The sequence below is a fragment of the Rouxiella sp. Mn2063 genome (assembly GCF_049319665.1).
In the GTDB taxonomy this organism is placed as follows: domain Bacteria; phylum Pseudomonadota; class Gammaproteobacteria; order Enterobacterales; family Enterobacteriaceae; genus JBMOUD01.
In genome coordinates, this window is sequence record NZ_JBMOUD010000013.1 from 1 (window position 1) to 14,569 (window position 14,569).

Below are 14,569 nucleotides of genomic sequence, written 5' to 3' on the forward strand. Positions count from 1 at the left end.
TGAAACGCCGTAGCGCCGATGGTAGTGTGGGGTCTCCCCATGTGAGAGTAGGGAACTGCCAGGCATCAAATTTAAAGCAGTACGTAAGTATTGTGAAAGTTAGGTTCCTTTTTCCCCTGACAAGGAAATATAACAGGAACAAACTGATATCAGATAACGTCTGATGTGAGTGAAAGAACCGGTGGAGCGGTAGTTCAGTTGGTTAGAATACCTGCCTGTCACGCAGGGGGTCGCGGGTTCGAGCCCCGTCCGTTCCGCCACTTATTTAAATTATGCCTGCTAATTTATTAGCAGGCATAATAGTAAGAAAAATCTAGGGGCGTAGCTCAGTTGGTAGAGCACCGGTCTCCAAAACCGGGTGTCGCGAGTTCGAGTCTCTCCGCCCCTGCCATATTAAAACCCTTCGCGTAAGCGAGGGGTTTTTTGCTTTATAGCAAATGAAAAATCTTCAATACCTCGCTGAAAATCCCCCTATTGCTTGCCGCTGATCTTCCCTTGTTGGGGATCATTCCTTGCTTTCATATTGCTTAGTGACACTTAAGCCATATGATTTTGACAGCGCAAATACATTATTTGATGATTATTGTGTGCAGGAATCGCTACTGAGGCAGTAGTTTGTCTCCAGCATAGGTGAGGGTAAAGTGACGGGTTATAGCTCGTCAGAAGGGCAGAGGTATATCTTGATGAGCATAGCGGCCATCCATCCTTGGTAGGTGCCATTAAATTTCTAGATAGTGGTAATGAGCGTGGTTTTAAGCAGTTGGCGAATAAGGACTTGCTGGTCGCTATTTTGCAGCCACACGGCATAAAGTGGCCGGATCACTGGGGGAATATCCTCATATACGGACAACTGGGGATATTTTTTCTCCCAGTGCTCAGGCAGAAATGCACACGCACCTGTTGTTTCCAGTAATTGCCGTGTTAAATGTGCTGAAGTTGTTGTGAGCATCGGCTCTTGTTCATTCATTGATATACGGCTTTCCTGTTGTGGAAAGTCAGCACCCCATTCGAGTCGTATATAGGCGACTTCCGCGCTTTTTTCTTGTTTTTGAGAACAAAAAAGACGTAACGAAAAGTTACCCAATAGTTGGCTGGAGAGTTCATCCATTTTCGGGGGTTCAGTGGTGATCAGTAAATCTAATTGCCGTTCATGCAGTTGTTTGACTAATGAATGACGTAGTGCAACGCGAGCCTCTAACCGCAGGCTTTCTCGCTGCTGGTAAAGCGTTTGTAGCCAGGGAGTAAGGTAAGCCTCCCATAATGATGCCGTGGCTCCAATAGATAGCTCTGTGTGCTGTAACGAACGTACAACCTCTTTTTTGGCTAATTGCCATGTCGACATCAAACTCTCGGCATAAGGCAGTAGCCTTTCACCTGCAGGCGTCAGGCGAATGTTATTTCTGTGTCGGGTGAAAAGGTTTGCACCCAATTGAGTTTCAAGTTGTCGTATACGAAAACTCACTGCTGATTGTGTCAAATAGAGAGATTCAGCCGCCCGACCAAAATGGCGAGTTCTACTGACCTCCAAAAAGGTTTTCAGTAATTCCGTGTCCACAACTATCTCCAAAAAATTTTGTCGTTAGGATTTAAATGTTTTGTTTTACACAATGTCAAGCCTATCTAATACTCCGCGCCATAACAGCAGGACTATGAGAACATTAGGAGCGTGTCAGATGGCTGAAAGCTTCACCACGACAAATCGTTTTTTTGATAATAAACATTACCCGCGCGGGTTTTCCCGGCATGGCGATTTCACCATTAAAGAAGCCCAATTGCTAGAACGTTTTGGCTATGCTTTTAACGAACTAGATTTGGGTAAACGCGAACCTGCAACCGACGAAGAAAAGCTGTTTGTAGATGTTTGCCGCGGTGTGCGCGAGCCAGCAACCGATGCTGAAAAAGTGTGGAGCAAATACATTATCCGCACTCGTCGCCCGAAAAAATTCCATACTCTGTCCGGTGGTAAACCTCAGGCAGATGCGATGGAAGACTACACAGAAAGCGACGATTAATGAAACGGGGCATGTCCCCGTTTTTTTATGCCAAATTTTTATGTAAGGCTAACAATAGTCGATCCATACTGCGATAGCTTAATGCTTCTGCAAGCTGTGCCCTTTCAATCATAGTTTGATCATTCAAATCTGCTAATGTCCGAGCAACTTTTAGTATCCGGTGCCATGCTCTGACTGATAATCCTAGCTTTTGTAATACTTCTTCTAGAAACAGCGCATCAGCGACTTTCAGCTCACAATACTCTTCGACTTCGCGACTGCTAAGGTGGGCATTTAATTTCCCCGCACGATTTAATTGAATATCGCGAGCTGCGATCACCCTATCACGTATCTGGCGGCTATATTCTTTGCTGCGTTTTTTGCTGATATCGTGCTGTTGGCTAAGTAATCCAGGGGGAAGTAACGGAACTTCGATAGATAAATCAAAACGGTCGAGGAAAGGGCCAGATAAACGGCCTAAATAACGCAGGACTTGCTGAGGCGGCGTGCGATTGTGTCGTCCTTGATAATGCCCGGTTGGGCTAGGATTCATGGCGGCGATAAGCTGCATCTTGGCCGGAAAGCACACTTTGGCTCTTGCGCGCGATATGGTGATCTCCCCGGACTCCATCGGCTGGCGTAAAGCATCGAGTACTCTGCGCTCAAATTCTGGCAGCTCATCAAGAAATAGCACACCATTGTGTGCCAGAGAGATTTCGCCTGGTCGTGGTAAGGTACCGCCTCCTACCAATGCTGACATGGATGAACTGTGGTGAGGTGCTCTAAAGGGACGTCGGCGTGAAAAACTCATATCACTGTCGGTACTATAAACCAGACTGGTGATAGCTGCGGTCTCTAGTACCTCTTGATTGGTTAATGGAGGCAGCAGGCTGGGTAAACGGCTAGCCAGCATCGTCTTACCCGTTCCTGGGGGGCCGATAAGCAATAGATTATGCCCGCCGGCTGCGGCTATCTCCAAGGCTCGTTTAGATTGTTCCTGACCAATAATATCCGCAATATCCCCACTTTCTGTTTCATCCTCATCGACCGGCGATGTTTCAACGACAACCAGACTCTCCTGATCCTGCAAAAAGCTGCATACTTGCAACAAATGATTAGCAACCAATGCTGTTCCTTTCTCCAGTAATGCCATCTCTCGCTGGTTATCTTCAGGTGCAACCAGCATGCGTCCATCGTGTTTTGCTTCTAGTGCTGCTGGGATCGCACCGGTCACACCGCGCAGGGATCCTGCTAGCCCGAGTTCACCGATAAATTCATAGTGATTTAATTTGTCTCCTGCAAGCTGTTCGGAGGCAACCAGAATGGCGATGGCGATTGGTAGATCATAACGCCCGCCTTCTTTAGGCAAATCGGCTGGCGCTAGATTGACCGTGATACGTTTAGCCGGAAAGGTGAAGTTGCAATTAATGATAGCGCTGCGAACCCGGTCCTTTGCCTCTTTCACGGCCGTTTCTGGTAACCCGACTAACGTTAGAGCGGGAAGACCGTTGCTGATATGAGCCTCGATAGAGACACCTGGAGCCTGAACACCTAGCGATGCTCGAGTATGAACAATGGCTAATGACATATCGTCCTCTTGGCAAAACATCAAGCATGCTGCATAGCGGCGTTGCGTGAGAGAGGGACGTTATTTATTTACGAGACCGGTGCAAAAAATTCATCTCCTGATGTCGTTTGGCAAAATTTTTTTGGGTCATGCCACGTAGATATTAAGTAATTTTCATTAACATTTAGATTTGTTCGGATACAAATTTCTATTCCACATAATCTTGCTGGTGATTTCTTCAACTGGTATTTATTGAGTGGGGGATTTAACAATTGAGTATTTTAAATTACATATAATTAACGCCCTCCACTTACTTCTCTTGCCATTCCGTTGAATGCAAAACGGGTACTACTACGAATACATTTTCGAAAGAAATAAGGATTACACCATGTTTGGTTGGACTTCCAGGCAACGTAACGTTGCTATTGCCAGCTTCTTGAGTTGGACGCTGGATGCTTTTGATTTCTTCTTGTTGGTATTCCTGCTCAGCGATATCGCGGCGGCTTATCACGTCGATATCAAAGAAGTCACGTTAGCTATCTTACTCACTTTGGCCGTGCGCCCTATTGGCGCGTTGCTTTTTGGACGTGCCGCCGAAAAGTTTGGTCGTAAGCCTGTGCTGATGGTCAACATTCTGTGTTTTTCCATTTTCGAACTTCTCACTGCCGCCGCACCTTCATTGGCCGTTTTCTTAGTTTTACGCGTGATTTACGGTATCGCAATGGGTGGTGTCTGGGGCGTAGCGTCGTCGCTGGCGATGGAAACTATTCCCGATCGTTCTCGCGGTATGATGTCTGGGATATTCCAGGCCGGTTATCCGTTCGGCTATCTGTTAGCTGCTGTGGTTTATGGGCTGGTATCTGACATAGTGGGCTGGCGTGGAATGTTTGTTATTGGCGCGGTGCCGATTTTCCTGCTGCCATTTATCTATTTCAAAGTACAAGAGTCACCAGTGTGGCTAGCGGCTCGTCAACGTCATGAAAGTACGGCACTGCTACCGGTGTTAAAAACACATTGGAAGCTTTGTGTGTACTTGGTGATTCTGATGGCGGCCTTTAACTTCTTTAGCCATGGTACGCAGGATCTTTATCCTTCATTCCTGAAAGTTCAGCACGGCTTTGATGCGCATATGGTGAGTATTATTGCCGTTAGCTACAACATCGCCTCTATTATCGGTGGTATCACCTTTGGCGCGCTCTCTGAACGTATTGGCCGTAAGAAAGCCATTATTATTGCCGCATTGCTTTCCCTGCCTGTGATCCCTTTGTGGGCGTTTGCGGGAGGTTCTTGGACGTTGGGCCTTGGCGCTTTCCTGATGCAATTTATGGTTCAGGGTGCGTGGGGGGTTATCCCAAGCTATCTTACCGAGTTGGTGCCAGCTAATACTCGTGCTGTGTTGCCAGGCTTCGTGTATCAGTTGGGGAACCTGATCGCATCAGTCAATGCGACGCTTCAGGCTTACATAGCCGAAAACCATGGTCAGAATTATGGGTTAGCAATGGCGATCGTTGCCGGCACGGTGGCCATTGTCATTGCAGTATTGGTTTCCTTCGGACGCGATACTCGCGGTCAGGCGCTCAATACAGCTGGAAATGTGAAAAAATAATTTTTTAACTCTACATCATGATTTAAAAGTATTTTTCGGTCGTTTTTGTGGACAAGGTAATGATAATAACTAAACAAAAGTATTGTCATTACCACAAAAACTGTGATAACTCTGTAGGCAATCGTTCGCAAGAAGAAATATAGACAAGCTAAAATGAAAGCACTTCTCGTCCTCGTCAGCCTAATTATTATTCGTGTGGTGGTGATTATTATCCCACCGTGCGGGGCTGCATTTGGACGAAGAAAGGCTTAATAAACAAGCCTGAACCCAAAAAAAACCCCCGCACCGAAAGGTCCGGGGGTTTTTTTTGATTCAGGCAATAACGAAGCAGGGATAAAAGATGAACAACAGCATAAATCTCTGTAATTATAGAAAAAGGCAGGGGAAATGATATGAATGGAGCACAGTGGGTAGTGCAAGCATTGCGTTCACAGGGTGTAGAAATAGTTTTCGGTTACCCTGGCGGAGCAATTATGCCGGTATACGATGCACTCTATGATGGCGGCGTGGAACACCTACTGTGTCGCCATGAGCAGGGCGCAGCGATGGCGGCGATTGGCTATGCGCGTGCAACGGGTAAAGTTGGCGTCTGCATTGCGACATCTGGCCCAGGAGCAACCAACCTTATCACTGGACTGGCTGATGCAATGATGGATTCCGTACCGCTGGTGGCGATCACCGGACAGGTCGGTTCTGGCTTGATTGGTACCGATGCATTTCAAGAGATTGATGTTCTTGGTTTATCTCTGGCCTGTACCAAACACAGTTTCTTGGTTGAATCTCTGGATGCTTTGCCAGAAATCATGGCTGAAGCCTTCGCTATTGCCAGCAGTGGCCGCCCTGGCCCCGTTTTAGTTGATATCCCGAAAGATATCCAATTGGCTGTTGGCGATTTAACGCCGTATTTGACACAGGTAGAGCAAGATATCCCGCATTCTGAAAGCGATTTAGCTTCTGCCTATGCGATGCTGTCTGAGTCGACCAAACCGATGCTGTATGTTGGCGGTGGCGTAGGTATCGCCCAAGCTGTTCCTGCATTGCGTGAGTTTATCCGCACTACGGGTATTCCCACGGTTGCGACCCTGAAAGGATTGGGTTCACCAGATAGTAATGATCCTTGTTACTTGGGAATGCTTGGCATGCACGGCACCAAGGCTGCGAATATGGCGGTGCAATCCTGTGATTTATTGATTGCGGTTGGTGCGCGTTTTGATGACCGCGTAACGGGCAAACTTAATGCTTTCGCACCGCATGCGAAAGTTATCCATATGGACATTGACCCGGCGGAGTTGAATAAGCTGCGTCAGGCGCACGTTGCGTTACAAGGTTCATTGAATACTCTGCTGCCCGCTTTGCAACAGCCGTTAGCTATCAATGCCTGGCGTGACGAAGTGATGACGCTGAAAGCCGCAGGAGAGTGGCGTTATGACCATCCCGGCGAAGCTATCTTCGCCCCGTTACTGCTGAAACAGATTTCAGATCGTAAAGCTGCCGATACCATTGTTACTACCGACGTTGGGCAACACCAAATGTGGACTGCACAGCATATGCAGTTCTCTCGTCCTGAAAACTTCATCACTTCAAGTGGTTTAGGCACGATGGGCTTTGGTATTCCTGCGGCCGTTGGCGCGCAAGTTGCTCGTCCTGACGATATGGTGATCTGTGTATCTGGTGACGGATCTTTCATGATGAACGTACAGGAGTTGGGGACGATTAAACGCAAACAGCTGCCATTAAAGATCCTGTTGCTGGACAACCAGCGATTGGGAATGGTTCGCCAGTGGCAGGAATTGTTCTTTGATGGGCGCTACAGCGAGACCAACCTTTCAGATAACCCAGATTTCATTACGTTGGCAAGCGCCTTTGATATCCCAGGCCAACGAATCAGCCGTAAAGATCAAGTGGATACCGCATTAGATGCCTTCTTTAACAGCAAAGGTCCGTATTTGCTGCAGGTTTCCATCGACGAAAATCAAAATGTCTGGCCGCTGGTGCCACCAGGTGCAGGCAACGAAACCATGTTGGAGAAAGTATCATGATGCAGCATAACCTCTCGATCCAGGCGCGCTTTCGCCCTGAAATGTTAGAGCGCGTATTACGCGTTGTCCGCCATCGCGGATTTCAGATTTGTGCGATGAATATGAGTGCTGAAGCCAACAATGAGAGTATAAATATCGAATTGACCGTTGCCAGCCAGCGCCCAGTAGATTTACTGTCAGCACAGTTAAACAAACTTATGGATGTCGCCAGTGTCGAAATCCAACAACCTACATCACAACAAATACGCGCAAACGCGTAAGTAAGGAAAGAGAGAATGACGAAGAAAGCTGATTTTATTTGGTTTAACGGTGAAATGGTTCCGTGGGCAGAAGCCAAAGTTCACGTAATGTCTCACGCACTGCATTACGGAACATCAGTCTTTGAAGGCGTACGTTGCTATGACTCCCACAAAGGCCCGGTGGTATTCCGTCATCGTGAACACATGCAGCGCCTGCGCGATTCAGCCAAAATTTATCGTATGCCAGTAACCCAGAGCGTTGATGAATTGATGGAAGCGTGCCGCGAAACACTGCGTACTAACAAACTGGTTAGCGCTTACATTCGTCCGCTGGTGTTTGTTGGTGATGTTGGGATGGGCGTTAACCCACCTGAAGGTTACAAAACTGACGTGATCATCGCCGCTTTCCCTTGGGGCGCATATCTGGGTGCAGAAGCGTTGGAGCAAGGTATTGATGCTATGGTTTCTTCATGGAACCGTGTTGCGGCTAATACCATCCCAACCGCCGCAAAAGCGGGTGGTAACTACCTGTCTTCCCTGCTGGTAGGTAGCGAAGCACGTCGTCATGGTTATCAAGAAGGTATTGCGCTGGACGTTCATGGCTATGTGTCTGAAGGTGCCGGTGAAAACCTGTTCGAAGTAAAAGATGGCATCCTGTTCACTCCGCCATTCACCTCTTCTGCTCTGCCGGGTATCACCCGTGATGCCATTATCAAACTGGCGAAAGACATGGGTATCGAAGTGCGTGAGCAAGTGCTGTCACGTGAATCACTGTATCTGGCTGATGAAGTCTTCATGTCTGGTACCGCAGCAGAAATCACGCCGGTTCGTAGCGTTGATGGTATTCAGGTTGGCGAGGGCAAACGTGGCCCAGTCACCAAACAAATTCAAGATGCATTCTTCGGCTTGTTTACCGGCAAAACCGAAGACAAATGGGGTTGGTTGGACCCGATTAACCCACAGTGATTTACTGTCGGATGAATTTAAAACCATAAATCAAAACACAACATCGGCGGGCGGTGGTTGCACCGCCCGCGTATTAGAATTAATTGGAGTGAATAGAGCATGCCTAAGTACCGTTCCGCTACCACGACGCATGGCCGCAATATGGCCGGTGCCCGCGCTTTATGGCGTGCCACCGGTATGACCGATGATGACTTCGGTAAACCAATTATTGCCGTCGTTAACTCCTTTACCCAGTTCGTTCCTGGCCATGTGCACTTGCGTGATCTGGGTAAACTGGTTGCTGAACAGATCGAAGCATCCGGCGGTGTGGCTAAAGAGTTCAACACCATTGCTGTTGATGACGGGATTGCCATGGGTCATGGCGGCATGCTGTATTCACTGCCTTCTCGTGAGCTGATTGCAGACTCAGTGGAATACATGGTTAACGCACACTGTGCTGATGCGATGGTGTGTATTTCCAACTGCGACAAAATCACCCCGGGGATGCTGATGGCTTCCCTGCGTTTGAATATTCCGGTGATCTTTGTTTCCGGCGGCCCGATGGAAGCTGGTAAAACGAAACTGTCTGACAAGATCATCAAACTCGACCTGGTCGACGCGATGATCCAAGGTGCGAACCCGAACGTCAGCGATGCTGATAGCGAGCAAATCGAACGTTCAGCCTGTCCAACCTGTGGTTCATGTTCCGGTATGTTTACCGCCAACTCCATGAACTGCCTGACCGAAGCGCTGGGCCTGTCTCAGCCGGGTAACGGTTCACTGTTGGCCACCCACGCTGACCGCAAAGAATTATTCCTGACCGCAGGTCAACGTATTGTTGAGCTGACCAAACGTTATTACGAAAAAGACGATGCCAGCGCATTGCCTCGCAGTATTGCGAGCAAAGCGGCATTCGAAAACGCCATGACGCTGGACATCGCGATGGGCGGTTCTACTAACACGGTTCTGCACTTACTAGCCGCGGCGCAGGAAGGCGAAATCGAATTCGATATGACCGATATCGATCGCTTGTCTCGCAAAGTGCCTCACCTGTGTAAAGTTGCGCCAAGCACCCAGAAATATCATATGGAAGACGTTCACCGTGCTGGTGGCGTGTTAGCTATTCTCGGCGAGTTGGACCGTGCAGGTCTGTTGCATCGCGATGTTAAAAATATTCTAGGCCTGTCTCTGTCCGAGACGCTGGATAAATACGACATCATGCTGACCAAAGACGAAGCCGTGAAAAAAATGTTCCGCGCTGGCCCGGCAGGTATTCGTACCACGCAGGCATTCTCGCAAGATTGTCGCTGGGACACGCTAGACGATGACCGTGCCGAAGGCTGTATTCGTTCTTTAGAACACGCTTTCAGCAAAGACGGTGGTCTTGCAGTGTTGTACGGCAACATTGCTGAAGCGGGCAGTATTGTTAAAACGGCGGGTGTCGATAAATCTAACCTGACTTTCCGTGGCCCGGCCAAAGTTTATGAAAGCCAGGACACCGCTGTTGAAGCTATTTTGGGCGGCAAAGTGGTTGCTGGTGACGTAGTTGTTATCCGCTATGAAGGGCCAAAAGGTGGACCAGGCATGCAAGAAATGCTCTATCCAACTACTTATTTGAAATCGATGGGCCTGGGTAAAGAGTGTGCACTGATCACCGACGGTCGTTTCTCCGGCGGGACGTCTGGGCTGTCTATCGGCCACGTTTCTCCTGAAGCGGGCAGCGGCGGCCTGATCGCCCTGATCAACGATGGCGATATGATTGACATCGATATTCCAAACCGCAGCATGGTTCTGGATGTCTCTGAAAGCGAATTGGCGACTCGCCATGAAGCTGAATTGGCACGCGGAGACGCGGCGTGGACGCCGAAAAATCGTGAGCGTCAGGTTTCCTTCGCATTGCGCGCATACGCCAGCTTGGCGACCAGTGCCGATAAAGGCGCGGTTCGCGACAAGAGTAAGCTGGGAGGCTAATTGTCATGGCGGTATCACAACCTTTACCTGAGCAGCCTAGCGGCGCGGAGTATCTCCGTGCCGTACTGAGCGCGCCGGTTTATGAAGTGGCGCAGGTTACGCCGCTACAGGTGATGGAGAAAATCTCTTCACGACTGGGTAATACCATTGTCGTGAAGCGAGAAGACCGTCAGGCGGTGCACAGCTTCAAGTTGCGCGGTGCTTATTCGATGATTGCCGGGTTGAGCGCTGAGCAGGCGGCTCGCGGCGTTGTTACTGCTTCTGCTGGTAATCACGCGCAAGGTGTGGCGCTATCTGCCAGTAAAAAAGGCATTAAAGCGCTGATTGTGATGCCAGTCGCGACGGCTGATATTAAAGTCGATGCAGTACGCAGTTTCGGCGGTGAAGTCCTGTTGCACGGTGCGAACTTTGACGAAGCCAAAGCCAAAGCAGTCGCGTTATCGCAAGAACAAGGCATGACCTTCGTGCCGCCGTTTGACCACCCGGCAGTGATCGCCGGGCAGGGAACACTGGCGATGGAACTGTTACAGCAAGATGCGCATCTTGATCGTATTTTCGTTCCAGTCGGTGGCGGTGGTTTAGCCGCTGGCGTTGCGGTTCTTATCAAGCAACTGATGCCACAGATTAAGATTATTGGCGTTGAGGCCGAAGATTCTGCCTGCCTGCGGGCTGCGCTGGATGCTGGTGAGCCTGTTGATTTGGCTCGCGTTGGTCTATTTGCTGAAGGTGTCGCGGTCAAACGTATTGGCAGTGAAACCTTCCGTCTATGTCGTGAATATCTTGATGATGTGATCACTGTAGATAGCGATGCAATTTGTGCCGCGGTAAAAGATATTTTTGAAGATGTACGAGCCATCGCAGAGCCTTCGGGTGCATTAGCGTTGGCCGGTCTGAAAAAATATGTTCAGCAGCACAATATTCAGGGCGAACGTCTGGCACATATCTTGTCGGGTGCTAACGTGAATTTCCACGGCTTGCGCTATGTTTCTGAGCGCTGTGAACTGGGCGAGCAGCGTGAAGCTTTGCTGGCGGTGACTATTCCTGAACGCAAAGGTAGTTTCCTTAAGTTTTGCCAGTTGCTCGGTGGTCGTTCGGTTACTGAGTTTAACTATCGCTATGCGGATGATGCCAATGCCTGCATTTTTGTCGGTGTGCGTTTAACTCGCGGCAACGCTGAGCGTAAAGAGATCATCGATGAATTGCAGCAAGATGGTTATCAGGTGGTCGATTTGTCGGATGACGAAATGGCCAAGCTGCATGTGCGTTATATGGTCGGTGGTCGTCCGAGCAAACCGCTGCGTGAGCGCTTATACAGTTTTGAATTCCCTGAATCACCGGGCGCGCTGCTGAAGTTCCTGCAAACACTGGGGACGCATTGGAATATTTCGCTGTTCCATTATCGTAGTCACGGCACTGATTTTGGTCGCGTGTTGGCGGCATTTGAGCTGACAGAGCAGGAGCCGGAGTTTGAGCAAAATCTCTCGGCGCTGGGCTATGACTGTCACGATGAAAGTAATAATCCGGCTTTTCGCTTCTTTTTGGCGGGCTAATGATGCAATGAAACGGGCCATTATTTAGGCCCGTTTTTTTATCGCGTTTTAGCTCTCTTTCGTTAGCGAGAGAGAAGATGCCAGAACGCATTAATCAGAGGCTCGTTCAGGCGTTTTTTCTGCAAGCAGACGCCAAGATCGAAAGGCGCGCCACCGGCAACATTGTCGAGAATCGAAATACGGTTACGTACCGGTTCCGGGCTGTTATCGACGACCACTGCGGGGATAAGAGCAATACCACAGCCCAATGCCACCATCGAGACAATGGCCTCATGACCAGAAACCGTGGCATAGATTAATGGGGCAAGCAGGCGGTGGTGCTTAAACCAGGTATCGATACGTTTTCTCGCCGGGCCGTGTTCCGGCAGGATAAAGGGAATTTGCGACCAGTCAGGATGGGGCTGACTCACTTGCGTACGCACTGCGCAAGGCAGCGAAGGGGCAATCAATATCATCGGAATTTCACCGATTTTAGTGAAATCGATGCTGCCAGGTAAGTTCTCTGGTCGCCCGGCAATCGCTAAATCCGCCTCGGTGGATTGGATTTTTTCTACCGCATCGGCCGGATCGCCAGTCGTCAGTTTTATTTCGACTAGCGGATGTTGAGCGCGGAAGGCATCAAGGATCGGCGGCATATGGCTATAAGCGGCGGTCACCGAACAGAATAGATGCAGCTCACCGCTCAATGCTGGGCCACTTTGTCCCAAAGAACTACGCAGTTGCTGGTATTGCATCAGCGTCTGTTGGGCAAAAAGTTTGAGTTGCTCGCCGGCATCGGTGAGCTGCACCGTGCGATTATCGCGTTGGAAAAGTGGCTGAGCCAGTTCCTCCTCCAGCCGTTGAATTTGCCGGGAAAGCGTCGATGGACTGACGTACATCGCTTTGGCTGAACGCCCGAAATGACGGCTTTCGGCCAAATGTAAGAAAAGCTTGAGATCACGTAAGTCCATAATGAGTACCGGGCGATAACGCTAGTTGACTGAACAAAAGAGTACGTTGCATAAATTGCAATGACATCTTCGTAATATATCAATTTAAGCAATATCCCGCATGACATATAGTGTTTTTACAGCGTTCCACGGCACTGCCGATACGCACCAAAATAACAATATCTAACCTTGAACGGAGTATTACGATGGCTAACTATTTCAACACCTTGAACCTGCGTCAGCAGTTGGCGCAATTGGGTAAGTGTCGCTTCATGTCCCGCGATGAATTCGCAGACGAAGCTAGCTTCCTGAAAGGTAAGAAAGTCGTGATTGTTGGTTGTGGCGCACAGGGTTTGAACCAAGGTCTGAACATGCGTGACTCCGGCCTGGATGTATCCTATACCTTGCGTGCTGAAGCGATTGCTGAGAAGCGTGCTTCATGGCGTAAAGCGACCGAAAACGGCTTTAAAGTTGGCACCTACGAAGAATTGATCCCGCAGGCTGACCTGGTGGTTAACCTGACGCCAGACAAACAACACAGCTCAGTCGTTAAAGCAGTACAGCCGCTGATGAAAGATGGCGCAACGCTGGGTTACTCACACGGCTTCAACATCGTTGAAGTGGGCGAGCAAATTCGTAAAGACATCACCGTAGTGATGGTCGCACCTAAATGTCCAGGTACCGAAGTTCGCGAAGAATACAAACGTGGTTTTGGCGTACCAACGCTGATTGCTGTTCACCCAGAAAACGACCCTAAAGGCGAAGGCATGGCCATTGCTAAAGCCTGGGCTGCAGCGACCGGTGGTCACCGTGCTGGCGTTCTGGAATCTTCTTTCGTTGCTGAAGTTAAATCTGACCTGATGGGTGAGCAAACTATCCTGTGTGGTATGTTGCAGGCTGGTTCTCTGCTGTGCTTCGATAAGCTGGTGGCTGACGGCGTTGATGCTGCATATGCAGAAAAACTGCTGCAATTCGGTTGGGAAACTATCACCGAAGCGCTGAAACAAGGCGGCATCACGCTGATGATGGATCGCTTGTCTAACCCGGCTAAACTACGTGCATTCGCGCTGTCTGAGCAGCTGAAAGGCATTATGGCTCCACTGTTCCAGAAACACATGGATGACATCATCTCTGGTGCGTTCTCTGGCGGCATGATGGCTGACTGGGCTAATGATGATAAAAACTTGCTGACCTGGCGTGAAGAGACTGGCGCGAGCGCATTTGAAAACGCACCACAGTTTGAAGGCAAAATCTCTGAGCAAGAGTACTTCGACCACGGCGTGCTGATGATTGCAATGGTTAAAGCGGGCGTTGAGTTGGCATTCGAAACTATGGTGTCTTCTGGCATCATCGAAGAGTCTGCTTACTATGAATCTCTGCATGAACTGCCATTGATTGCCAACACCATTGCTCGTAAGCGTCTGTATGAAATGAACGTGGTTATCTCTGACACGGCAGAATACGGTAACTACCTGTTCGCTAACGCTGCTGTGCCATTGCTGAAAGATTTCATGACTACGCTGCAAGCTGGCGACCTGGGTAAATCTGTTGCTACTGCCGCGGTTGATAACGCGCAACTGCGTGACGTGAACGAAGCGATTCGTAGCCATGCGATTGAAGCGGTAGGCCACAAACTGCGCGGCTACATGACCGACATGAAACGTATCGCAGTCGCGGGCTAATGTCAGCGCTAGCGATTCGTTTTTGCTAACTGTTCTTGCTAACAGATAGC

The 14,569-nt window shown here is 49.3% G+C and carries 12 protein-coding genes and 2 tRNA genes; 11 read left to right on the forward strand and 3 right to left on the reverse strand.

The window, feature by feature from the left end; all coding sequences use genetic code 11:
• Positions 1–183 precede the first annotated feature (183 nt).
• A tRNA-Asp gene (locus tag ACL9RG_RS17080) sits at positions 184–260 on the forward strand.
• 55 nt (positions 261–315) lie between these two features.
• A tRNA-Trp gene (locus ACL9RG_RS17085) sits at positions 316–391 on the forward strand.
• Positions 392–727: 336 nt separating this feature from the next.
• Here ACL9RG_RS17085 and hdfR read toward each other — a convergent pair.
• On the reverse strand, positions 728–1,555 hold the full coding sequence (gene hdfR / locus ACL9RG_RS17090) for an HTH-type transcriptional regulator HdfR (RefSeq protein WP_422793836.1): 828 nt from the start codon (positions 1,553–1,555) through the stop codon (positions 728–730).
• A 118-nt stretch (positions 1,556–1,673) separates the two neighbouring features.
• On the opposite strand from hdfR, the gene ACL9RG_RS17095 reads away from it, so the two are divergent.
• The gene (locus ACL9RG_RS17095; protein WP_422793837.1) at positions 1,674–2,012 is read left to right on the forward strand and encodes a DUF413 domain-containing protein; all 339 of its coding nucleotides are present in this window, start codon (positions 1,674–1,676) and stop codon (positions 2,010–2,012) included.
• A 25-nt stretch (positions 2,013–2,037) separates the two neighbouring features.
• On the opposite strand, the gene ACL9RG_RS17100 is transcribed toward ACL9RG_RS17095, so the two are convergent.
• Entirely contained in the window at positions 2,038–3,579 is a 1,542-nt protein-coding gene (locus ACL9RG_RS17100; RefSeq protein WP_422793838.1) for a YifB family Mg chelatase-like AAA ATPase, read from the reverse strand.
• Positions 3,580–3,946: 367 nt separating this feature from the next.
• Here ACL9RG_RS17100 and ACL9RG_RS17105 point away from each other — a divergent pair, with 367 nt between their 5' ends.
• From ACL9RG_RS17105 to ilvA, 7 genes are all read left to right on the forward strand, one after another.
• The gene (locus ACL9RG_RS17105; RefSeq protein WP_422793839.1) at positions 3,947–5,164 is read left to right on the forward strand and encodes an MFS transporter; all 1,218 of its coding nucleotides are present in this window, start codon (positions 3,947–3,949) and stop codon (positions 5,162–5,164) included.
• A gap of 153 nt (positions 5,165–5,317) precedes the next feature.
• The gene (gene ilvL / locus ACL9RG_RS17110; RefSeq protein ID WP_422793840.1) at positions 5,318–5,416 is read left to right on the forward strand and encodes an ilv operon leader peptide; all 99 of its coding nucleotides are present in this window, start codon (positions 5,318–5,320) and stop codon (positions 5,414–5,416) included.
• A gap of 140 nt (positions 5,417–5,556) precedes the next feature.
• A complete protein-coding gene (gene ilvG, locus ACL9RG_RS17115; RefSeq protein ID WP_422793841.1) occupies positions 5,557–7,203 on the forward strand; it encodes an acetolactate synthase 2 catalytic subunit in 1,647 nt (548 codons plus the stop codon).
• Entirely contained in the window at positions 7,200–7,463 is a 264-nt protein-coding gene (ilvM, locus tag ACL9RG_RS17120) for an acetolactate synthase 2 small subunit (RefSeq protein WP_422793842.1), read from the forward strand. Before ilvG ends, ilvM begins: the two co-directional genes overlap by 4 nt.
• 15 nt (positions 7,464–7,478) lie before the next feature.
• On the forward strand, positions 7,479–8,408 hold the full coding sequence (locus ACL9RG_RS17125; protein ID WP_422793843.1) for a branched-chain amino acid transaminase: 930 nt from the start codon (positions 7,479–7,481) through the stop codon (positions 8,406–8,408).
• Positions 8,409–8,507: 99 nt separating this feature from the next.
• Positions 8,508–10,358 (forward strand): dihydroxy-acid dehydratase, encoded by a 1,851-nt coding sequence (ilvD, locus tag ACL9RG_RS17130; protein WP_422793844.1) that lies wholly within the window; start codon positions 8,508–8,510, stop codon positions 10,356–10,358.
• A gap of 5 nt (positions 10,359–10,363) precedes the next feature.
• Positions 10,364–11,908 (forward strand): threonine ammonia-lyase, biosynthetic, encoded by a 1,545-nt coding sequence (gene ilvA, locus ACL9RG_RS17135; RefSeq protein ID WP_422793845.1) that lies wholly within the window; start codon positions 10,364–10,366, stop codon positions 11,906–11,908.
• Between the two features lie 62 nt (positions 11,909–11,970).
• Here the strand turns inward: ilvA and ilvY are convergent, their stop codons facing one another.
• Positions 11,971–12,858: an HTH-type transcriptional activator IlvY gene (gene ilvY / locus ACL9RG_RS17140; protein WP_422793846.1), complete on the reverse strand. Its 888-nt coding sequence runs from the start codon at positions 12,856–12,858 to the stop codon at positions 11,971–11,973.
• Positions 12,859–13,043: 185 nt separating this feature from the next.
• Between ilvY and ilvC the strand changes: the two genes are divergently transcribed.
• Complete coding sequence (ilvC, locus tag ACL9RG_RS17145) at positions 13,044–14,519, forward strand: ketol-acid reductoisomerase (RefSeq protein ID WP_422793847.1); 1,476 nt, start codon at positions 13,044–13,046, stop codon at positions 14,517–14,519.
• The last annotated feature ends 50 nt before the right edge of the window (positions 14,520–14,569 follow it).